At 41.5% G+C, this 22,778-nt stretch carries 18 protein-coding genes; 5 read left to right on the forward strand and 13 right to left on the reverse strand.

The features are described 5' to 3' along the window. Positions 1–316 precede the first annotated feature (316 nt). Positions 317–4,003, forward strand: a complete 3,687-nt coding sequence (gene metH / locus I7H67_RS01100; protein ID WP_198306865.1) for a methionine synthase — start codon at positions 317–319, stop codon at positions 4,001–4,003. Positions 4,004–4,083: 80 nt separating this feature from the next. Here the strand turns inward: metH and I7H67_RS01105 are convergent, their stop codons facing one another. The 4 genes from I7H67_RS01105 to I7H67_RS01120 all read right to left on the reverse strand — a co-directional run bounded on the left by I7H67_RS01105 (position 4,084) and on the right by I7H67_RS01120 (position 8,092). Continuing rightward, a complete protein-coding gene (locus I7H67_RS01105; protein WP_198306866.1) occupies positions 4,084–5,088 on the reverse strand; it encodes a transketolase family protein in 1,005 nt (334 codons plus the stop codon). Between the two features lie 10 nt (positions 5,089–5,098). Continuing rightward, positions 5,099–5,944: a transketolase gene (locus I7H67_RS01110; RefSeq protein ID WP_198306902.1), complete on the reverse strand. Its 846-nt coding sequence runs from the start codon at positions 5,942–5,944 to the stop codon at positions 5,099–5,101. A 19-nt stretch (positions 5,945–5,963) separates the two neighbouring features. After that, positions 5,964–7,265: an MFS transporter gene (locus tag I7H67_RS01115; protein WP_198306903.1), complete on the reverse strand. Its 1,302-nt coding sequence runs from the start codon at positions 7,263–7,265 to the stop codon at positions 5,964–5,966. Positions 7,266–7,342: 77 nt separating this feature from the next. Continuing rightward, positions 7,343–8,092, reverse strand: coding sequence for an SDR family NAD(P)-dependent oxidoreductase (locus tag I7H67_RS01120; RefSeq protein WP_198306867.1), 750 nt, complete (start codon positions 8,090–8,092; stop codon positions 7,343–7,345). Between the two features lie 184 nt (positions 8,093–8,276). On the opposite strand from I7H67_RS01120, the gene I7H67_RS01125 reads away from it, so the two are divergent. Continuing rightward, a complete protein-coding gene (locus tag I7H67_RS01125; RefSeq protein WP_081037658.1) occupies positions 8,277–9,152 on the forward strand; it encodes a LysR substrate-binding domain-containing protein in 876 nt (291 codons plus the stop codon). Between the two features lie 11 nt (positions 9,153–9,163). Here the strand turns inward: I7H67_RS01125 and I7H67_RS01130 are convergent, their stop codons facing one another. Next, a complete protein-coding gene (locus tag I7H67_RS01130) occupies positions 9,164–9,610 on the reverse strand; it encodes a hypothetical protein (protein ID WP_198306868.1) in 447 nt (148 codons plus the stop codon). A gap of 172 nt (positions 9,611–9,782) precedes the next feature. On the opposite strand from I7H67_RS01130, the gene I7H67_RS01135 reads away from it, so the two are divergent. Then, positions 9,783–10,928, forward strand: a complete 1,146-nt coding sequence (locus tag I7H67_RS01135) for an aldose epimerase family protein (RefSeq protein ID WP_198306869.1) — start codon at positions 9,783–9,785, stop codon at positions 10,926–10,928. 69 nt (positions 10,929–10,997) lie between these two features. On the opposite strand, the gene I7H67_RS01140 is transcribed toward I7H67_RS01135, so the two are convergent. Beyond that, the gene (locus I7H67_RS01140) at positions 10,998–12,218 is read right to left on the reverse strand and encodes an MFS transporter (RefSeq protein ID WP_198306870.1); all 1,221 of its coding nucleotides are present in this window, start codon (positions 12,216–12,218) and stop codon (positions 10,998–11,000) included. A gap of 105 nt (positions 12,219–12,323) precedes the next feature. On the opposite strand from I7H67_RS01140, the gene I7H67_RS01145 reads away from it, so the two are divergent. Then, a complete protein-coding gene (locus I7H67_RS01145; protein ID WP_069122469.1) occupies positions 12,324–13,112 on the forward strand; it encodes an AraC family transcriptional regulator in 789 nt (262 codons plus the stop codon). On the opposite strand, the gene I7H67_RS01150 is transcribed toward I7H67_RS01145, so the two are convergent. Both I7H67_RS01150 and def read right to left on the reverse strand, forming a co-directional pair. Next, complete coding sequence (locus tag I7H67_RS01150) at positions 13,079–14,401, reverse strand: glutaminase (protein WP_151826934.1); 1,323 nt, start codon at positions 14,399–14,401, stop codon at positions 13,079–13,081. The two genes, I7H67_RS01145 and I7H67_RS01150, sit on opposite strands and share 34 nt — an antisense overlap. Positions 14,402–14,578: 177 nt before the next feature. Further along, a complete protein-coding gene (gene def, locus I7H67_RS01155) occupies positions 14,579–15,061 on the reverse strand; it encodes a peptide deformylase (protein ID WP_004703146.1) in 483 nt (160 codons plus the stop codon). Between the two features lie 234 nt (positions 15,062–15,295). Between def and I7H67_RS01160 the strand changes: the two genes are divergently transcribed. Continuing rightward, positions 15,296–16,594, forward strand: a complete 1,299-nt coding sequence (locus I7H67_RS01160) for an MFS transporter (RefSeq protein ID WP_013198643.1) — start codon at positions 15,296–15,298, stop codon at positions 16,592–16,594. A gap of 62 nt (positions 16,595–16,656) precedes the next feature. Here the strand turns inward: I7H67_RS01160 and I7H67_RS01165 are convergent, their stop codons facing one another. The 5 genes from I7H67_RS01165 to I7H67_RS01185 form a co-directional block, all read right to left on the reverse strand. Beyond that, positions 16,657–17,853, reverse strand: a complete 1,197-nt coding sequence (locus tag I7H67_RS01165) for a hypothetical protein (protein ID WP_198306871.1) — start codon at positions 17,851–17,853, stop codon at positions 16,657–16,659. Between the two features lie 155 nt (positions 17,854–18,008). After that, positions 18,009–19,649, reverse strand: a complete 1,641-nt coding sequence (locus tag I7H67_RS01170; protein ID WP_198306872.1) for a thiamine pyrophosphate-binding protein — start codon at positions 19,647–19,649, stop codon at positions 18,009–18,011. 38 nt (positions 19,650–19,687) lie between these two features. Further along, positions 19,688–21,154: an aldehyde dehydrogenase gene (locus I7H67_RS01175; RefSeq protein WP_198306873.1), complete on the reverse strand. Its 1,467-nt coding sequence runs from the start codon at positions 21,152–21,154 to the stop codon at positions 19,688–19,690. A 13-nt stretch (positions 21,155–21,167) separates the two neighbouring features. After that, positions 21,168–21,959, reverse strand: coding sequence for an aspartate dehydrogenase (locus I7H67_RS01180; RefSeq protein WP_198306874.1), 792 nt, complete (start codon positions 21,957–21,959; stop codon positions 21,168–21,170). A gap of 15 nt (positions 21,960–21,974) precedes the next feature. Then, positions 21,975–22,769, reverse strand: coding sequence for an SDR family oxidoreductase (locus tag I7H67_RS01185; RefSeq protein ID WP_198306875.1), 795 nt, complete (start codon positions 22,767–22,769; stop codon positions 21,975–21,977). Positions 22,770–22,778: the final 9 nt, after the last annotated feature.

Raw genomic sequence — 22,778 nt, forward strand, 5'->3', positions numbered from 1 at the left:
AAATACAATAATTTAAATCAATTTATATCTTCCTTATTTATGACTATTTTTAAAGCAAAAATATATAAAAAATTACCCGAATGCTTGTTTTTTAAACAGCATAATTGTCATAAAACGGAATATTGGCGATGAAATATTTCAATATCATGATCATTTTATGAATATTTGATGAAAAAACAGTCTCTATTTGTCATAAAAGCCGTTTTTTAATAAATCTATTACAAGTGAATGGTGGGTCGTTATAGCTCATCAATTGTGCAACTATTCTGTTACAATAGCGCCGCATTTTTAAATTTGTACGATATCGGGGTTTTTTATGTCTACGCTTGCCACCCTAAAAGCGCTTCTTGCCAAACGCATTCTGATTATTGATGGTGCGATGGGTACCATGATTCAACGCCATAAACTAGAAGAAGCCGACTACCGTGGTGAGCGTTTTGCCGATTGGGCATATGACTTAAAAGGTAACAATGACCTTCTTGTGCTGACTCAACCCGAAATCATTCAAGGCATTCATGAAGCTTACCTTGATGCAGGCGCAGACATTATTGAAACCAACAGCTTTAACGGCACGCGTGTTTCAATGTCTGACTACCACATGGAAGATCTTGTTCCAGAGATTAACCGTGAAGCAGCACGTTTAGCCAAAGCAGCTTGTGAAAAATATTCAACCCCAGATAAACCGCGTTTTGTAGCAGGTGTACTCGGTCCAACATCGCGTACCTGTTCAATTTCACCTAATGTAAATGACCCTGCCTTTCGTAACATTACCTTTGATGAGCTAAAAGAAAACTATATTGAGGCAACTCATGCGCTGATTGAAGGCGGTGCAGATATCATTCTGATTGAAACCGTTTTTGATACATTAAACTGTAAAGCTGCAATTTTTGCGGTGAAAGAAGTCTTTAAACAACTTGGTCATGAATTACCACTCATGATTTCAGGGACCATTACCGATGCTTCAGGTCGTACCTTAACAGGTCAAACTGCTGAAGCGTTCTGGAACTCTGTACGCCATGGTGACTTACTTTCAATTGGTTTCAACTGTGCCCTTGGTGCAGATGCAATGCGTCCTCACGTTAAAACCGTGTCTGATGTTGCTGATACTTTTATTTCTGCTCATCCAAATGCAGGCTTACCAAATGCTTTTGGTGAATATGATGAAACACCAGAACAAACTGCCGCCTTCTTAAAAGAATTTGCAGAAAGTGGTTTAATCAATATTACCGGTGGTTGCTGTGGTACGACACCAGACCATATTCGTGCGATTGCCAATGCTGTAAAAGACATTGCACCACGTCAAATTCCTGAAACTAAACCAGCTTGTCGCTTAAGTGGTTTAGAACCATTTAATATTTATGATGACTCATTGTTCGTTAACGTCGGTGAACGTACCAACGTTACTGGTTCAAAAAAATTCTTACGCTTAATTCGTGAAGAAAACTTTGCCGAAGCTTTAGAAGTTGCACAGCAACAAGTGGAAGCTGGCGCTCAGATTATCGACATTAACATGGATGAAGGGATGCTCGATTCGCAAAATGCGATGGTACATTTCCTAAACCTTGTGGCATCTGAGCCAGATATTTCACGTGTGCCTATCATGATTGACTCATCGAAATGGGAAATCATTGAAGCAGGCTTAAAATGTGTACAAGGTAAACCCGTTGTTAACTCGATTTCCTTAAAAGAAGGTTATGACGAGTTTGTCGAAAAAGCTCGCTTGTGTCGTCAATATGGTGCTGCAATTATTGTGATGGCCTTTGATGAAACTGGTCAGGCCGATACTGCTGAGCGTAAACGCGAAATCTGTAAACGTTCTTATGATGTTTTGGTCAATGATGTAGGCTTCCCTGCCGAAGATATTATTTTTGACCCGAACGTGTTTGCAGTGGCAACAGGTATTGAAGAACACAATAACTATGGCGTCGATTTTATTGAAGCCACAGGTTGGATTAAACAAAACTTACCTCACGCCATGATTTCTGGTGGTGTATCGAACGTTTCATTCTCGTTCCGCGGTAATGAGCCTGTTCGTGAAGCGATTCACTCTGTGTTCTTATATCATGCCATTAAACAAGGCATGACTATGGGGATTGTAAATGCCGGACAAATGGCAATTTATGACGATATTCCTAAAGAACTCAAAGATGCAGTTGAAGATGTTGTTTTAAACCAGAACCAAGGTGAATCTGGTCAACTTGCTACTGAAAAACTACTTGAAGTCGCTGAAAAGTTCCGTGGTCATAGTGGTGCGCAGCGCGAAGCAGAAAACCTTGAATGGCGTAACGAACCTGTAGAGAAACGTCTTGAATATGCATTAGTCAAAGGTATTACCACATACATTGACGAAGACACAGAAGAAGCTCGCCTAAAAGCCAAACGTCCTTTAGATGTAATCGAAGGCGCTTTGATGGACGGCATGAACGTTGTTGGTGACTTGTTCGGTTCAGGCAAGATGTTCTTACCACAGGTTGTGAAATCTGCACGTGTTATGAAGCAAGCTGTAGCTTGGCTCAACCCATACATTGAAGCTGAAAAAACAGGTAGCCAATCTAAAGGTAAAGTCCTGATGGCAACTGTTAAGGGAGACGTACACGATATTGGTAAAAATATTGTAGGCGTGGTACTCGGCTGTAATGGTTATGACATTATTGACCTTGGCGTGATGGTGCCTTGCGAGAAAATCTTGCAAACTGCAATTGATGAAAAATGTGACATCATTGGATTATCAGGTCTGATTACGCCATCTTTAGATGAAATGGTGTTTGTTGCGAAAGAAATGCAGCGTAAAGGTTTTAACATTCCTTTATTGATTGGTGGTGCAACAACTTCAAAAGCACATACAGCAGTAAAAATTGACCCTCAGTACCAAAACGATGCGGTGATTTATGTTGCCGATGCTTCACGTGCTGTAGGTGTTGCAACGACTCTCCTTTCAAAAGAAATGCGTGGAAACTTTATTGCAGAGCACCGTGCTGAATATGTCAAAATTCGTGAGCGCTTAGCTAACAAACAGCCTAAAGCTGCCAAGCTAACTTATGCAGAGTCTGTTAAAAACGGCTTTAAAATTGATGAGAGTTATGTTCCTGCAAAACCAAATCTTTTGGGAACACAAGTCCTCACCAATTACCCACTTGCAACACTTGTAGAATATTTTGACTGGACACCATTCTTCATTTCTTGGAGTTTGGCAGGTAAGTTCCCGAAAATTTTAGAAGATGAAGTGGTTGGCGAAGCTGCAACAGATTTGTACAACCAAGCTCAAGCAATGTTGAAAGATATTATCGACAACAACCTTTTTGATGCACGTGCTGTATTTGGTATGTTCCCTGCTCAGCGCACAGATGCCGACACAGTGAGCGTATTTGATGAAGCTGGTCAAAATGTTACGCATACTTTTGAACATTTACGTCAGCAATCAGACAAAATAACAGGTAAACCAAACTTGTCTTTAGCAGATTACATTCGTACTGACCGTGAGCAACAGGACTACTTAGGTGGATTCACTGTATCGATTTTTGGTGCAGAAGAATTGGCAAATGAGTACAAAGCCAAAGGTGATGACTACTCTGCAATTTTAGTTCAGTCGTTGGCAGACCGTTTTGCTGAAGCCTTTGCCGAACACTTACATGAACGCATTCGTAAAGAGTTCTGGGGTTATAAAGCAGATGAAACACTGACCAATGAAGAACTCATTAAAGAGAAATATGTCGGTATTCGCCCTGCGCCGGGTTACCCAGCGTGTCCGGAGCACTCTGAAAAAGCGGTGTTGTTTGACTGGTTAGGTTCTACAGACAAAATCGGTACTAAACTGACTGAACACTTTGCAATGATGCCACCATCTTCAGTCAGTGGTTTCTATTATTCGCATCCACAAAGTGAATACTTTAACGTGGGTAAAATCTCTCAAGACCAACTTGAAGATTATGCAAAACGTAAAGGTTGGACACTGGATGAAGCGAAGCGTTGGTTAGGGCCGAATTTAGATGATTCGATTGTTTGAGTTTTTAAATAACTCTGTCTAAAAAAGAGGGCGTGAAGGAAATTCCATCACGCCCTTTTCAATTTGGAAAGTTAAGATTTCTACTTCAAATGTGACTTAATTTTGTCTTTAACTGCTTCAGTTGAAATACCATATCGATCATGCAAGGTTGGTAATGCCCCTGCATCTAAAAATGCATCTGGCAAACCAATCATGTCAAAACGAGGATGTTGTCCATTTTTTAGAAGTAATGAGCCAACAGCTTCTCCTAACCCACCAATGACTGAATGATTTTCAGCAGTTAAAACAGGACGGCCACCTTTTGCGACTTCATCCAGAATGGTTTGTTCATCTAAAGGTTTAATCGTAGGTACATGTAACACTGAAACCTCAATGCCCTCTTTTTCAAGCTCTTCCGCTGCCTCAAGCGCACGCATGGTCAATAAACCAGTGGAAATGATGAGTAAGTCTTTACCCGGTTTAATCACCTGTGCCTTACCCAATTTAAACTGGTAATTGTATTTATCGAGTACTAATGGAACCTGCCCACGCAATAGACGCATATATACAGGGCCATTATGAGCGGCAATTTGAGGAATTACTTGTTCGATTTCCAAGGCATCACATGGGTCAATGATCATGAGGTTTGGCATTGCACGAAAAATCGCAATATCGTCAGTCGCCTGATGGCTTGGGCCGTAGCCTGTGGTTAAGCCCGGAAGTGCCGCCACAATTTTGACATTCAGGTTATCTTCCGCAATCGCCATACAAATAAAATCGTAGGCACGGCGTGATGCAAACACAGCATAGGTGGTCGCAAAGGGAACAAATCCTTCACGAGCAAGTCCTGCTGCTGCGCTCATCAAAAGTTGTTCTGCCATACCCATTTGGAAAAACTTGTCTGGATTTTCTTTAGCAAAAATATGCAGGTCAGTATATTTTGATAAATCTGCTGACAAACCTACGATATCGTCACGCTCCTTTGCCAAGACATTTAGTGCATGTCCAAATGGGGCTGGTTTGGTCGGTTGGCCCTCGGCAGCAATAGAAGCAATCATTGCCGAAGTGGTTAGTTTTTTCTTAGGAGGATTGACTAACTGGCTCATGGTGTATTCCTTACTGTCCGTAGTGGGTCAAAATATTTAAAGCATCGTCCCATTCATGTTCATCAACACGAATGAAGTGCGTTTTTTCGCGGCTTTCCAAGAACGACACACCCTTACCCATTTTGGTGTCACAAATAATGACGCGTGGGCATGTTCCCTTATAGTTTCGTGCTTGATCAAATGCCTTAAGTAAAGCCTCCATGTCATTGCCATCTACGCGTTGGGTATACCAACCAAATGACTGCCAACGGTCTACAATCGGTTCAAACGCTAAAATTTCGCTGGAGTGCCCATCTGCCTGCTGATTATTCACATCAATAATGGCAATTAAGTTATCTAGTTTCCAATGAGAAGCAGACATCACTGCCTCCCATGTTGAGCCTTCATTTAACTCACCATCGGACAGTAAGTTATAGACAAAAGCATCCGACTTTTTCTGTTTCAGTCCTAAACATGCGCCGACTGCAATTCCAAGACCATGACCCAATGAGCCACCTGTAATTTCCATGCCCGGTGTATATGAAGCCATGCCCGACATCGGTAGACGACTATCATCGGCTCCATAAGTTTCAAGTTCTTCAAGCGGAATAATTTTTGCTTCAATTAAGGCTGCATAAAGTGCAATTGCATAATGCCCAATAGAGAGATAAAAACGGTCACGGCCTTCCCATTCAGGGTTTTCTGGCTGATATTTCATCGCATGGAAGTATGATACTGCCAGTAGATCTGCTGCACCTAAAGCTTGTCCAACATAGCCTTGACCTTGTACTTGCCCCATACGTAGAGCATGCTGGCGAATGTGGTAGGCACGTTGTTGCAAGTCGGCAATTTGGCCTGATTTATCAATATTTAACATTGTCATTTACTATTCCTTATTAACGATTAACCAGTTTTGCTGGAACACGCAGAACCAAGCTGGCACCGAAAATTAATACTGCTGTGATTAAGAACATGCCGATTGCATTTGAACCTGTGTTGGTGGTGACCCAACCGATTAAATAAGGTGAGCAGAAGCCTGCGAGGTTGGCGAAGCTATTGACGGCTGCAATACCTGCCGCTGCCGAAACACCACCCAAGAAGTTGGTCGGTAACATCCAAAATAAAGAGGATGCCGTCAGCACACCTGAGGCTGCGATGCAAAGGCAAATTAAAGAGAGGGTTAGATTTGAAGCGAATAAAGTCGCAAATGTGAGTGCTATAGCGCCTGCACACATTGGGATAATTAAGTGCCAACGGCGTTCTTGGAAATGGTCACCACTACGCCCTGCCAAAAGCATAACCACAATGGCACACATATAAGGAAGACTCGTAAGTAGCCCAATATGCCAGTTATCACTAATGCCTGAGTTACGAATGAGAGTTGGTAGCCAAAAGGTAATGGCGTATTGACCCATCACTACACAAAAATAGATGCCTGCGAGTAACCATAACCGTTTATCTGCGATGAAATCTTTAACGCTAGCATGACCTTCCTTGTGCTGGTTATCTTGAGCAAGCTCTTGCTTCACCAAGTTTTTTTCATCTTGGGTTAACCAGTTAGCGTCTTGAACAGAGTCTTTTAAAACAGCAAGTACCAATAGGCCAACAAGCACAGTAGGAATGGCTTCAATGAGGAACATCCACTGCCACCCGAACCAGCCATGTACACCGCTCATTCGGTCCATGATTAAGCCTGAAAGTGGCCCACCAATCATTCCTGAAATTGGAATCGCGATAAACCAAAGTACAGTCATGCGTGCACGGCGGTAAGACGGGAACCAGTAAGTGAGGTAGAGCAACAATCCCGGAGCCAAACCAGCTTCTGCAACACCGAGTAAAAAACGTAAGGTGTAAAATTGCCATTCAGTTTCAACAAAGGCAAAACAGCCAGACAAAATGCCCCATGTAATCATGATACGGGCAATCCAACGTCTTGCACCTACCTTGTGAAGTACGATGTTACTTGGCACTTCACAAAGGAAATAACCAATAAAGAAAATCCCTGCACCTAGCCCATATACAGCTTCACTAAACTGTAAATCGCTCATCATCTGGAGCTTGGCAAAACCCACATTTACTCGATCTAAATAGGCACAAAAATAACAAAGCATTAAAAATGGCATGAGCCGAAATGCAATTTTTCGATAGGCTGACTTACGAAGCGCCGTATCTACTTCAGATGAAAATACTGTATCCATCATGCGAATCCCTTTACATTTGGCCACAGTATCCTCTTGTGACCATCATTCTATTTTTAGTTTTTAAATGACAAGCCTTAATGAATCAGCATGCCACCATTTACATCGAGCGTTACACCAGTTAGGTAAGTTGACAGATCACTTGCCAAAAATAATGCTGCATTTGCAACGTCTTGTGCTTTACCTAAACGTCCGAGTGGAATACCTGTAAGAATGTCGTGACGACGGTCATCATTCATTAAACCGCCAGTAATATCAGTATGAATTAGACCCGGAGTAAGCGAATTTACACGAATTTGGTCAGGGCCGAACTCTCGAGCCATCGCTTTTGCCAAACCTAAAACCCCTGCCTTTGCAGCGCTATAATGCGGTCCGCCAAAGATACCGCCACCACGTTGTGCTGAAACTGAAGATAAGCACACAATGCTTCCACCACCATTTGCTTTCATAGATGGAATAACAGCTTGCGACATAATGAGTGTTCCACGCAGGCTGACGTCTAAAATACGATCATAGTCATTGCGCTGAATATCGAGTGTTTTAACTGGCTGAGTAATGCCAGCATTATTGATTAAAATATCAATCTTGCCGTAGTGCTGTAGTGCTTGTTCAACAGCTGCTTTGACCTGTTCTTCATTTGCAACATTTGCAGCAAGACCTAAATGTCCTTCACCAAGTGCTTTTGCAGCGTTTTGGCTTTGAGCAAGATCTAAATCAACAATAATGACTTTGGCACCTTGTTGTGCAAAGATTTCTGCGGTTGCTCGCCCAATTCCACGTTCTGATGCTGCACCAGTAATTAATGCCACTTTTCCTTGTAGTAACATGTTCAATCCTCTTTTACGCTTTATTTCCTGAGTTCTGACTTAGAATCTCTTTTTTCACAAAGCCCAGCAATCAGCTCGAATTCAACAAGGCATGAAAAAAATTCATGCCTATGCTATTTTTAAATAAGTTTTAGGGATAAAAACGGATCATTTCATGGATAGTAGTGAAAACAATTTCAACCAGATGCCCTCAATTAAAACATTACAGGCTTTTGAACAAACCGCCCGTTTCGGCAATGTTGCGAAGGCAGCCGAGCATTTGAATCTCACCCCTTCAGCAGTAAGTCATCAAATTGCTAAGCTTGAAGAAATGATTGGGCAGAGTTTATTTATTCGTGGTGCTCGTGGTGTGACGCTTACCCCTTCTGGCGAACGCTATTTTCAAGATGTCACGACCATTTTGCATAACCTGATGTTAGCAACTGAAAAAGCTGCTGATAAAAGCCCGAAAGACAGTCTATATATTCACTCATCTCCAAGTTTTGGTTTGCTCTGGTTACTACCTCGCCTCGAATCATTTAAAGAAAAGTTTCCAATGATTCAGGTCAATCTGTCGTGTTCTTATGAAAATTTGCACTTTACTCGCGACAAGATCGATATTGATATTCGTCATGGTTTGCCCAACTGGACAGGGGTAGAAATCAGAACGATTCGTAATGAAAAGCTAGAAGTACTTGCATCCCCCAAACTACTTGAACGTAGTCCAGTAAATAAACCTCAAGATTTATTAAAAAAAGAACTGATTTTATCGCGCTCAACCTTGGTTACTTGGCCACAATGGTTTGCCCATCAGGGTTTAAGCATTCCTGAGTTTCCCTACACTTTGAGTTTTGACCGCTCTTATATGTCGCTTGAGGCAGCCACACACGGGCTAGGTTTTGTTTTAGAAAGTAATTTGCTCACTCAAAATTATTTAGAATCTGGGAAATTAGTTAGAGTTTTTGCAGATGAGCTATCGATTCCTATCTCTGCTCATCACTTGGTATATCCACGAACCCATCAATTTATTCCTAAAATTGAACTGTTTTTAAACTGGATTCATGATGAGTTAGCGGATTGAGAAGTCATTTCTTAAAGGATCTGAATTTCCTCCACTCTTAAGTGATGCATCATCTCTCGAACAAATACAAAGTAGGTAAAAACAGAAAGCTGATCTGGAGCCACTGGGTTTGTGTAGTAGCTCAAACGCTCAATAAAACTATTAAAACCATGTTCAAGCTCAATACGGCTGATTTTCTTTTTTGCACTAAAAAATAACTCACTGAGGTGTGTCATAGCAGCATCAGACGTAACAGCTACCCCACTTATCTTTAGATTTCTTAGGGGCTGAGACTCTATGATCTCTTCAATAAAATAAATCATCTTTTCGATAGCAAGCTCATCAATAACACCATGACGAATACTGTTCGTCTCAACGAAACCCAAGCCTTGTTCGAGTTGGATGTGCTGATTGTCTAAGTCAAATGATAAGCCATTAAAACCAAGCGAAAATTTTAAAACCGATTCGGGATGATTCATAAAAATAGCTTACCGTTGAGTTTTACTAATAGGATTAGTACCAGCTTGTTCAATACTTCGAGTTAACAGCGCTAATCATTATTAACACTATATATAATAAAAAACTCTTTAAAAAGACGAAAAATCAATCTTATATTCATCCAATCCTACGATTAAAAAATAGAGTATAAGCATGAAAAAATTAGTAATTTTAAGTTTCACCCTTTATAGCTTTGCGCAAATTACAAATGCAGCCACATTAAATGTAAAACCATATGGCACAACTCAAGATGGTCAAAAAGTTGATCTGTACACCATGAGCAATAACAAAGGAGTGTCTGTTTCTTTTATTAGTTATGGGGGCGTAATTACACAAATTTTGACTCCCGATGCACAAGGTAAACAAAATAATATCGTTTTAGGCTTCGATGATCTAAAAGGCTATGAAGTCACTGATACCAAGGAAGGCATTCATTTTGGTGGGTTAATTGGTCGTTATGCGAACCGTATTGGCAATGCTAAATTTAGCTTAGATGGAAAAACGTATAATCTTGAAAAAAATAATGGACCGAATTCATTACATAGCGGTAATCCGGGTTTTGACAAACGTGTTTGGCAAGTTAAGCCCCTCGTTTCCAAAGGTGAAACTGTTAAAGCTTCTCTTAAGTTAACAAGTCCAAATGGAGATCAAGGCTTTCCCGGAAAGTTAGATGTGGAAGTGATCTACAGTCTTTCAGATCAAAATGAATTCCAGATCGAATATAAAGCCAAAACTGATCAACCGACAGTCGTCAATCTCACCAACCACAGTTATTTCAACTTGTCAGGCGCTGGTAATAACCCTTATGGCGTACTGGATCATGTTGTACAACTTAATGCAGACCGTGTATTGGTAACCGATCAAAACTCTTTACCCACAGGTGAAATAGCTTCGGTTGCAGGTACACCTTTTGATTTTCGAACGCCTAAAGCAATTGTGAAAGATATTCGAGCGAATCATCAGCAATTGGCCTATGGATATGGCTATGACCAAACTTGGGTACTTAATCAAAAGTCTCAAGGGAAGTTAAATCTTGCAGCTCATGTTTTTGATCCAAAATCTAAACGGACACTGCAAGTCTTAACCACTGAACCAAGCCTTCAAATGTATACAGCCAATCATTTACTCGGAAATGTTGCTGGTGCAAATGGCGTACTCTATCGACAAGCAGATGCGCTAGCATTAGAAACACAACATTTTCCAGACAGCCCGAATCAACCATCTTTCCCTTCTACACGTTTGAATCCAAATCAAACTTATAACAGTGTCACCGTATTTAAATTTGGTATTCAGAAATAGTATTGTGAATTGACACTATATTTATCTAAAAAAAAACTCTCAGCTGAATATGACTGAGAGTCTTTTCATTTATTTAACTTTTGTGTTTGGTAAAAATGCAGTTGCAAATCCAAGTAATGGCAGGAATGAACATAAACCAAATACCCATTCAATGCCGTTAATATCAGCTAAATGCCCTAACCCAGCTGCGGCAATACCACTTACCCCAAACATAAGACCAAACATTAAACCTGCAATCATACCCACACGGCCCGGAACAGCTTCTTGTGCGTAAACCACCATCGCAGCAAAAGCAGATGACAACACCAAACCTGCAATAATTGAGAAAACTGTTGTCCAAAATAAGTTTGCATACGGCATCATTAATGCAAACGGCGCCATACCAACAAATGATACCCAGATCACAGCTTTACGGCCAATTTTGTCACCAATCGGGCCACCTGCAAATGTGCCTAAAGCAACAGCTGCTAAAAAGGCAAACAAATGTAATTGAGCTGTTTGAATACTGATATGGAACTTTTGAATCAGATAAAAAGTAAAGTAGTTACTAATGCTAGCAATGTAGGTAAATTTAGCAAACATCAATAAACTAATTGTGCTCAAAGCAATAATTAGCTTACGGCCATGCAATTTACTTTGTACTTGGTTTGCACGTGTAGCTATCTGATTTTTAGCGTGACTTACCGTCCAACGGCTTACGCCAAATAAAACCCAAATCGCTAAAAGTGCAAATATTACTAAGCCCGCAACTGCATGCTGCCCAAATGGAACAATCAATAACGCTGCCAACAATGGGCCAATGGCAGTACCTGTGTTTCCGCCCACCTGAAAAGTCGACTGGGCTGTACCAAAGCGTCCACCCGATGCCATTCGTGCCACCCGTGAAGCTTCAGGGTGAAAAGTTGCAGAACCTACCCCAATAAGTGCAGATGCACATAACAATACTGTAAAGCTTGGTGAAAATGCTAACAAGATAATGCCACAGAATGTGACCATCATTCCGAGTGGTAGAAGATACGGTTTTGGATGTTTATCGGTATAAAGTCCAATCCAAGGCTGGAGCAGTGAACCTGTAATTTGATATACAAACGAAATCAGGCCAACTTGAGCAAAACTAAGTGAAAAGTTTGCTTTTAGCATTGGATAGATAGCTGGTAGCACTGCTTGAATTAAATCATTCAGTAAATGTGCGACTGCTACAGCGCCTACAATTTTAATAATCATTCCTTGAGGCTGATCATTTGCAACGGTATTGGCAATACCATCTTTCAATTGTATTGAAGACGTCATACCTGAAAAACTCCAATATTCTAAGTAAGATGCTTATTGTAAATTGTCGCTTATAAAGTTATCTTCCAATAATCATTGTATAAGTGACAATTTTTAGGATGGTTTATGTCCGATTCTCTTATTCAGTCTGATTTGTCTGAACTTGTGATTGGACTATCTTCTGAGCATTCTTACCGAGAAATCACGCCGACTCATACACATACACGTGCGCAGTTTTTGTATGCATCCACAGGAAACATTCAGGTGTTTACACCGAACAATGTCTGGATTGTGCCACCCATGTGTGCCTTATGGATTCCTGCTCATGTTGAGCACAGCGTGATTTCACTAAGTCACGTGAAGTTAAATACGGCATTGGTTGAAGTAAATGCAGCAGCTTTAATGGGACAACATTGCTTTATTATTCGAGTCACTAACCTGCTGCATGAACTTTTGATTCGTTTAAATGAAATTGAACGAGAAGACACGCCCAATACGGCGACGTCTCAAGAGCTTTCCCGTTCTTTACAAATTTTGATTTTTGAAGAAATCCATCGGGCCAATTTGTTGCCTATTCAGATTCCATGGCCGAAAGACAAACGACTATTAAAAATTTGCCAAGAGTTATTACATACTCCTGACCATTCAAAAGACTTAACAGATTGGGCTGATGAGATTGGTGCGAGTTCTAGAACCCTAATGCGTATGTTCCAAAAAGAAACTGGACTTTCTTATCGGGCATGGGTCCAGCAAATGCATATTGCACTTGCCTTAAGTAAAATCGCGAATGGTGAATCTATTGCTCGAATTTCTGAATCACTGGGGTATAACAACCCCAGTGCGTTCAGTGCGATGTTTAAGCGACATCTAGGAAAAACACCTCAGCAGTTTAGAAATTCTGCGATGTCGCTATAAGTCTTTTTTTTTGCAGGTAGGTCATGCTTTTCGAGCAAATCATCAAAATCATGGTAGACATGAAGCTCACGATCTTTACCAGTTCTCGCATGATCTAATCGTTGTTCAGGATCAACTAAAACAAGCGTATGTCCATCATCAATCAGACGATCTACGCCTTCTAAGAACATACGTTTACCCACATCGTGGATAAGTGAAATCTGGGTTAAATCAATGACGATTGTGCTTTGGTCAGTTGTCTCATCTTGTAAAATGCGCAACAACATTTCAGCTTCGGTAAATTTCAATACACCGCGAAGCACATATACACTTAATGAAGCATCTTTTCCGGTACGGTAATGACTTTGTACAATCGTTTGTGCAGAAGGTGTACCTTCCATGAGGTGTAATCCCATGTCACGAGATAACCGCTCTAAAATATCGATGCCTCGAATACTATGACCATGCTCATCTAAACGAGGAGAAAAAGCAGCAATACTGACCTGCCCCGGCAGCACACCTAAAATACCGCCCGCTACACCACTTTTAGCAGGAATACCTACAGTCGACAGCCAGTCACCCGCGGCATCATACATGCCACAGCTCATCATGACACTGAGCACTTGTCTAACCACAGATCGGTTTAACAAACGCTTTCCAGTTTTAGGGTCAACCCCACCATTGGCAAGTACACTGCCCATACGTACCAAGTCTTTAACTGTAACCATGATCGCACATTGACGAATGTAACCATTCACAATATCGACAGGGTCAGTTTCCAAAATCCCTACCGTTCTCAACATATAACCGATCGAAAGATTACGGTAAGCAGTTTTGACTTCCGAATCATAGACAGACTCATCAAAACTTAATTCACGCCCTGCAAGCTCGCTCATAAAACGGCGTAGAATTTCTGCGCTATGTAAACCATGCTTGACCTGAATCAAGGAATGTACAGTAATTGCGCCAGAGTTAATCATCGGGTTTTTCGGACGTCCGTCTTTACCCAATGAAATTTCATTGAAGGCTTCCCCCGAAGGCTCTACCCCTACTTTCGCAAGTACTGCATCAATGCCAAGCTGTTGTAAAACATAGGCATATACGAACGGTTTAGAAATCGATTGAATGGTGAATTCAACATCATCATCTCCAATCGAATAAATTTCGCCATCTACCGTAGACATGGCCAAAGCTAATCGATCTGGATTTGCATTTGCTAACTCTGGAATATAGTCAGCTAGATGTCCGCTATTATCTACCTCACAGGCTTCTATCACATTTGCCAAATAATCTGGGAGAGGGGTTTTCATGGTCAGTAACCTTAAATGAGGAGATTTACACTTTCGATCATTTTTTCAGCACAACCTGCTGATAATATTAAAATTATAATTTTTTAGTGAAATAAAAATCACGATATAAGTATTGTAATTCCGATGGCTTATTTATTTCAAGCTCATTATACGTTTTTAAAAACTTTAAATAGAAGATTAGATTATTCTTTCTACAAATAGAACTCCATTTAAATGATCCACTTCATGTTGAACAATTCGAGCCGGAAAACCATGGAAAACTGTTTCAACGGCTTCACCCTGAAGTGTTAAATATTTAACCTTAACCATTTCTGCACGTTCAACTTGTCCACGCTCATCTGGCACACTTAAGCAGCCTTCTTCACCCAAAAGCGTTTCATTTGAGAACTCTAAAATTTCAGGATTCACCATCACCACAGCATCCATTTCAGGTGCATCGGGATAGCGTGGGTTTGGTCGAGAAGCCACAATAATGACGCGTTTAGAAATATAAACTTGCGGTGCGGCAATCCCCACTCCATTGCGCTCAAGCATGGTTGCTTGCATAGCAGCGGCAAGCTGATAAAGCCAATCACTGTTCAACTCATTTGCCGAGACAGGAGCCGCAATCAGTTTTAAGATATCTTCACCACGCTTTGCGACTGGTAAAACTACGCTCATCCTTTGAATCTCTCATTAAACTCAATATGACAAGTTTTATTGTGTCGCTGAACAGCTCAAAAGAAAAGTCATTCCTACATCTGTTTTTGTTTCATCTAATGCGTTTTTTGTTTTAAAGCTTTTTTATTTGAGTAATGAAAATCTACACCTCTTCATAGAACAAATTTCCTCCATTTACTTTTACTTCACTTTTCCATTAATATCCAAACTTCAATTACAACAATTAAGTAAAAAATGGATCAGGACTTAACTTTGCAGGATGCGAACTATCTTAATAAAGAAGATAAACGAACCCTTGCCCTTTCTTCATTGGGCGGTGCTTTAGAATTTTACGATTTCGTGATTTATGTGTTTTACGCCAAAATCATTTCTGACCTGTTTTTCCCCAGCACACTCAGCCCATTTTGGGCCATGCTTAACACTTACGGTATTTTCGCAGCAGGTTACTTTTTTAGGCCATTAGGCGGGGTTGTCATGGCCCATTTTGGTGATCTGGTCGGGCGTAAAAAACTATTTTCACTTTCTATTTTGCTAATGGCGCTACCTACCCTGTTTATCGGGATATTGCCGACCTTTGAAAATATTGGGTATTTGGCCCCCCTACTTTTACTACTTATGCGTGTGGTGCAAGGGATTGCGATTGGGGGTGAAATTCCAGCCGCATGGACCTTTGTGTCAGAACATGTACCCGAAAGAAAAATCGGACTGGCAAATGGTTTACTCACCGCTGGGCTGTCTTTAGGGATTTTACTAGGCGCGCTGATGTCTTTATGGATTTCACTCAATTTTAGTGAAGGACAGATTCACGACTGGGCATGGCGTATTCCTTTCATTGCAGGTGGTATTTTTGGTCTAGTCGCACTTTATTTACGGACTTATTTAAAAGAAACACCTGTGTTTAAAGCTATGCAGGCTCGTAAAGAAATTTCCAAAGAAATGCCAGTCAAGCAAGTGTTAAAAACGCATAAAACAGCCGTTGCCATTGGCATGTTATTTACATGGTTTTTAACGGGCTGTGTGGTGGTGGTCATTTTAGCCATGCCAAATTTATTGATTGGTTCATTTGGCTTTGAGCGCGCACAGACTTTTGAAATGCAAAGTGCCGCCATTGTCATGCAAATGGTCGGCTGTATTTTGGCTGGCTATTTTGCTGACCGTTTTGGCTGTGGCAAAGTCATGATGGTCGGTGCACTTGCCGTTGCACTCACAGCAGCAGTTTTTTATAACAGTTTGGGGCACGCGGCCCACTCAACCATTTTTGGTTTATATATGTTGTTGGGTCTATGCTCTGGTACAGTCGGCATGGTGTCGAGCAGTATGGTCAAAATGTTCCCCGCGCCTGTGCGTTTCTCGGGCATTTCATTTTCTTATAATTTGTCTTATGCGATTGTTGGTGGTATGACACTGCCTTTAGTGCATTGGCTCAGTCAATATAGTGATATTGGTGCGATGTATTATATTTTCGCGCTAACAATTTTAGCCTTTGTGACTGCTTTTGTATTTTGGAATAAGTTTGAAAAAAACAGATATTAAACGCCTTAAGTTATTAGATAAAAAACCACGCCGATTGCGTGGTTTTTTTATTGCTGCTTACTTTAGAAAGTAAAGCCGATATTAAAGTTAATACGGTATAACCATTTGTCGCTGTTTGGCGAGGTTGCAGAGGTATAACCCGTTGAGTTTGTAGAGCCACCAATAATGTTGGAGTTTTTACCCCACGTATAATCTGCCCAAACCATAAAGGGTGAAGCAATAAACATCATCCCTGTGGTATTCATTTGCGAGTCGGACCAATCATCGCGTTTTTTATCAAGGTAACTATAGTCATTATAAAACTTAATGGCTTTTAGCTTGCCCATATTGGTGACAGGCAATGTATAGGCAAGGTTTAAACTGGCAATGGTCCCTTCCGAAGCAATGAAATAGGCTGGTGTAAGCCCATTCGCGCCCATTAAAGTCATGTCATTATTTACACCATCTGGATTTTTCGCATCGTATTGATAATGAATAACAGAACTTTGTAAATTAAAGCGTTTGTAGTTGTTTTCGGTGTGCAAACCGACTGCATAATATTTGCCGTCTTTATCGGTAATATCATTATGTAACTGAGCAATTGCACCCGATACACCGAACTCTTGCTTACCGAAATCAGTTTCTAACTTGCGAACAATGCGGGTATTCACCTGATTACGCTTTTCATTTTGATAGGCTTTTTGAGATGGAAATGCATTTCCAGCCAAGTCATCATAAGTTGCACTCTCTGGTGAATAACGCAAATTCGTCTCTAACATTTGCGGGTAATAACCGAGTTTTAAATCCCAGTCTTTGTCGTGATAATTCCAGTTAATCCCCGGTGCAATGTTATTGCCATAACCTAAAAAGAAAGGAATGTGATAGGTCCAGCCATTTTGTGGGTATGGATAAATCGTGAAAGGTTTATAGACCAGACCCGCTTCAATGCTGTTATTGGCATCTAGGTTATAACCCACGTATGCTTTTTCAATGGACGTTTTCTGTTGGTCTTGAAACATATAACTGGCATTGATGTAGGCATCATCAAATTTACCTTTGAGATCAACCCTGAAAATATCAAAATGGAGCTTACCAAAACCACGGTTTGGCCCTTCCCAATCTTCATAGCGTTGATTTAACCGAACCACCCCACCTAACTTTAATGAGTCGGTGCCATCATCACTTTTCCATTCAAGCAATGAGTCTTTTGCAAATGCATTGACGCTTACCCCCAGCGTAAGCGGTGCAATGAATGCCATGATCAATGAAGTCTTTTTCATCTCTACATCCTTTATTGAGTTCCAGCATCCTGCTGGAACTTTATTTGTTTTACCTGTAAAACTTCGTTTTTATTGTTTTTTAGACAAAAAAATTTATCTAAAAAAAGGATGGCTTAGCAGCTCCCATCGCATATGTACTAAACCATCCAAACTGGTTAATACAGTTTCTTTTGCGGTGGACCCGCGAAGTTTAATGGTCCAATCGAGTTCATATCGAGCTCAATCACAGTTGGCCCTTCAAAAGCGACAGCCTCTTGAATAACCGTTTTAAACTCATCTGCACTACCGACTTTCCAACTTTTCACACCCATTGATTCGCCAAGAAGTTTGTAGTCAGGCGTATGCAGTTCATTGAAATACTGGCGACCACCGAAGTAATTATTTTGAATGCCACGCATTACGCCATAACCACCGTCATTCATAATCATTAGGACCATATTGGTGTTTTCTTGCACCATGGTTGCAATCTCACCAATGCCAAGCATTAAGCCGCCATCGCCGACTAAACCAATTACTTTTTTGTCAGGGTTAGCAATTGAAGCGCCGATTGCTGTTGCAAGGCCTAACCCAATTGCACCCGCAAGTGAGTGGATGTTTTGGTTTGGTGCTTGTACAGGAAATAAACGACTACCCCATGTACTACCCGACATGGTGATATCACGTACAAAAATGCCGTCTTGAGGTAAAGCTGCACGCAAATGATCACAAATTAAAGCGTACTTATCGATTTGCTTACGCAGTGCATCAATTGCAGCTTGTTTAGCAGCTACTACAGCAGCATCGTAATCGGCATCAACTTTTGAGGTTCCTTTAAGCTGTTCTAATACACGTGTTAAGACATCTTTGGCATCTCCACAAATGAAGTTGCGGATTTTGTAATTACGTTGCTGTGCCACTGGGTTTGCATCTACCTGAATAATATTTTCAGGGAATTCAACCGAATAAGTTTTAGTTTCATTACTACGTAAACGAGAACCCACCACAACCATTAAGTCAGCATCTTTTAATAACTGCTCAACACCTGCCGAGTTATGAAAAGCACCTAAGCTACGTGGATGATCATCTGCCAACACCCCACGAGCATGAGTCGATGAAACAACCGGAATACCTAAATCTGCAATTGCTTTCACTTCTGCAATGCTATTTAAAGTTCCACCGCCAATCCAGAAAATTGGACGTTTTGCTTTTTTGATTTCGCTTACAAGAAGATCAATTTCAGCTTGATCTGCTTGTGGCAATTGCAATGCTTTGACTGGCCCAAGGTTAAGTGGCAAATCAATTTCTGCCGCTTGTACATCAATTGGCAATTCAACACTTACTGGCCCCATTGGAACAGTGGTTGCCACACGGATGGCTTCACGGATTACACCCACTGCATTGTCTGGACTTGTAATACGAAATGCCGCTTTGCTTGATGCACGTAAAAACGTAAGTTGGTCTTTGGTTTCATGGATGAAACTTGCATCACGGTCAAGATATTCACGCTCAACCTGACCTGTTAAATGCAATACAGGGCTACCAGCATTCATTGCTTCAATCAGTGAACCCACCGCATTGCCAGCCCCAGCACCCGTACTGGTCAGTGCTACCCCCAAGCCTTTAAAGCGTGAGTGTGCATCTGCCATAGTGACCGCACCAGCTTCACCACGCGCTGCTACAAAACGCATTTTTTCACGGCGTCCTACTGCGTCGGCAATAGGTAAATTGTGGATGGAAATAACACCATAAATACTATCAACTTGGTGCGCTTCTAAAACTCTTGCGATTGCTTCGCCTACATTTACACGTTCAGTCATGTCTGTTCCTCAAAATTTGTTTTCAGTCCTTGAATCTATTAATCGCACCAAGGGTTAGGCTGTTCATTCAGCCCCATATAAATACTCTTTTGCTGCATGTACGATAAAATGCCCAAACGGCCTTTTTCGCGCCCGATACCACTGTCTTTAAAGCCACCAAACGGCGCACTAATCGAGAACTTTTTGTAGGTATTAATCCACACGGTTCCCACTTCTAACACACGTGCAATACACCAAGCTTTACGGTAACTTTCAGTCCAGATGCCAGCTGCAAGACCAAAACAACTGTCATTGGCTTGAGCAATCAAATCTTGTTCGTTGTCATATTTCATAACGACTAAAACAGGGCCAAAAATTTCTTCCTGACAGGTTTGGGCACTATTACTTAAACCCGTAATAATAGTGGGTAAGTAATAACTGCCTTTGGCATAGTCACCAGTTGTTAATGCTTCGCCACCAACCAAAACTTGACCACCTTCGCTTTTAGCAAGCTGCACATAGCGATCAACCGACTGCAAATGTTTGTCATTCACGAGTGGTCCTAAATGCACACCAGCCTGTTCAGGATGGCCCACGCGTAAGCCTTTAGTAATTTCAACCAGACGCGTTAAAAACTGATCGTAAAGACTGCTATGAATAAACAAGCGAGAACCTGCGATACACGCTTGGCCTGCCGAACTAAAAATACCGTACGCTACGCCTTTGGCAGCGAGTTCCACATCAGCATCTGGCAGAACGATTGTTGGTGACTTACCACCTAACTCAAGCGAAGTGGTAATGAGTTTGTCCGCTGCAATATGCGCTAAATGACGGCCCGTGGTTGTTCCTCCTGTAAAAGAGATTTTACGAACCAATGGGTGCTGAGCAATTGCATCACCAATGATAGAACCGCGACCAACTAACACACTGAGTAACCCCTTGGGTAAGCCTGCTTCTTCAAAAATTTTGGCAAGCTCTAAAGCAATGAGGGAAGTCGCTTCTGCTGGTTTTAATACAACTGCATTTCCTGCTGCCAAAGCTGGAGCAAGCTTTTGAACTTCACTCGCAATTGGAGAATTCCAAGGCGTAATTGCTGCCACAACACCCACAGGTTCATGCACACTCATGGTCATAAAGTCTGGAGCACGTTGAGTGGTGAGCTCGTCATTCATTGTTTCACATGCTGCTGCAACATAACGTGCAGTCGCCGCAGCGCTCATCACCAAACCACGAGTTTCGGTTAAAGGCTTACCATTATCGCGGGTTTGTAATTTCGCTAACTCATCTACACGTGCTTCAATAATGTCTGCAACTTTGTAGAGAATACGTGCGCGCTCATGCGGCAAGCTGTTTCTCCAGCTTGGTTGACGCCAAGCCTGATCTGCTTTCTCAATTGCTTCATTTACATCTTCAAGCGTTGCTGTTGAAAGCTCAGCGTTTACCGACTGATCTGCCGGAAACAGGCTTTGAATGACTGTACCACGGCCTAATCGCCATTCACCTGCAATATAAATTTCCTTTGCCATGATCAAATCCTTCTTAAATCTGTATTGCTTCTACACTGTTGCGACAAGCACGAATCACGCTAAGCGCAGCCAAAGTTGATGTTTTCGGGTTACTTGCTAACGGCACGCCAACCAGTTCAATGGTCATTTGCCCAAAGCCACCTTCTGCCACGATGGTGTGTTTGTTTTTGTTGATTGTTGGATCAACAGTTAATTCGACCATGGTTTCGTCCATTCCAAGCCCGGCAAGTGCAATCGTTGCAGCGACGTTGGCATTTGCCGGAAATTTCATGGCAGCTTCACGAGCAGTTCCGGTAAAAAAAACCGTAGCTTCAGTCACATGGTCTAAATCGACCAATTGCTCTGCATAACTGCCCTTCCAGCTTTTTGGACTTTTACAGCCTTTGTAAGTGACTTTTTGCAAGCCACCTTCTTTGGCTGCTGAAATACCGTCAATGCCAGCAATGGCACCTGCCAATAAATGCAGATGGGCATTATTTTTTTCAGCAGTTTGCTTAAGCTGAACCAGAAACTCGTTATCAGCCAAAGTACCTACCGAGATCAAACCAATGGTCCAGCCTTTCGCTAAAACTTTTTGAGCATGCTCTTTCACTGCTGCTTGACCTGCCACTTCAATGACATAGTCTGGCGTACCATCACATTGCTCAATATCGGAAATCACCTGAATCTCGGAAGAAACTTGTGACTGCACTTTTTCAATGCTGCGAGATGGCACGACAATCCATTTGAGTTGCAGATCTTGAGGCAAATGGGCATACACTTCTGCTGCCATTGCGCCAAAACCAATCATCATCAACTTTTTCATGACAGCACCTAATATTTATAAATGTTTGTTAAAACCACCTGAGACATCTATTGCCGAACCTGTGGTGTAAGATGCCAATGGTGATGCCAAGAAAACTAAAGCACGTGCAGGTTCTTCAGGACGGCCTAAACGCTGCATTGGAATACCGCGGTTTTTAGCAATATTGCCTGTCCATTCTTCCCATGACTGGTTTAAGTCTGAGCGAGTTTCATAACGACGTTTCCACTGCGCGGATTCGACCATTCCGAGTAAAATCGAGTTCACACGAACACCATACTGAGTAAACTCATGAGCCAAAGAATGTGTCAGATTCAACAACGCCGCTCGTGCTGATGAAGTGGCAATCATGTGTGGCTCTGGTTGTAACGCCAGTAAAGAGTTCACATTGGTAATCGATGCATTTGCAGAGTGTTTTAAATCTTCAAGAAAAGCCCGTACCGGATGTAAAACACTGAAATACTTCAGCTCAATTTCTTTCATCCAGTCTTCATCTTGCGTATTTTCAAAGTTTGAAACGCGGCCTTGTCCAGCATTGTTAATGAGCATATCAACATTGCCCAAATTGAGTTTTACGTCTTTGGCAAATTGTTGAACTTCTTCTTTTTTCAATACATTACATGCTTTGGTAAAAATATTGGCATGTGGATATTTCTCTAAAATATAGAGCTTTGACGCATTCAAGCGCTCTTCATCGCGACCACACCAAGCTACTTTTGCACCCTCTGCAACCAGTATTTCAACAGCAGCCAGCCCAATCCCAGAGGAGCCACCCGTAACAACTGCAACTTTTCCTTCAACTTGGAAGCTCATAATCCTTAA

Origin of the sequence: Acinetobacter sp. ACIN00229 (genome assembly GCF_016106645.1) — a bacterium.
GTDB classification, from domain to species: domain Bacteria; phylum Pseudomonadota; class Gammaproteobacteria; order Pseudomonadales; family Moraxellaceae; genus Acinetobacter; species Acinetobacter oleivorans.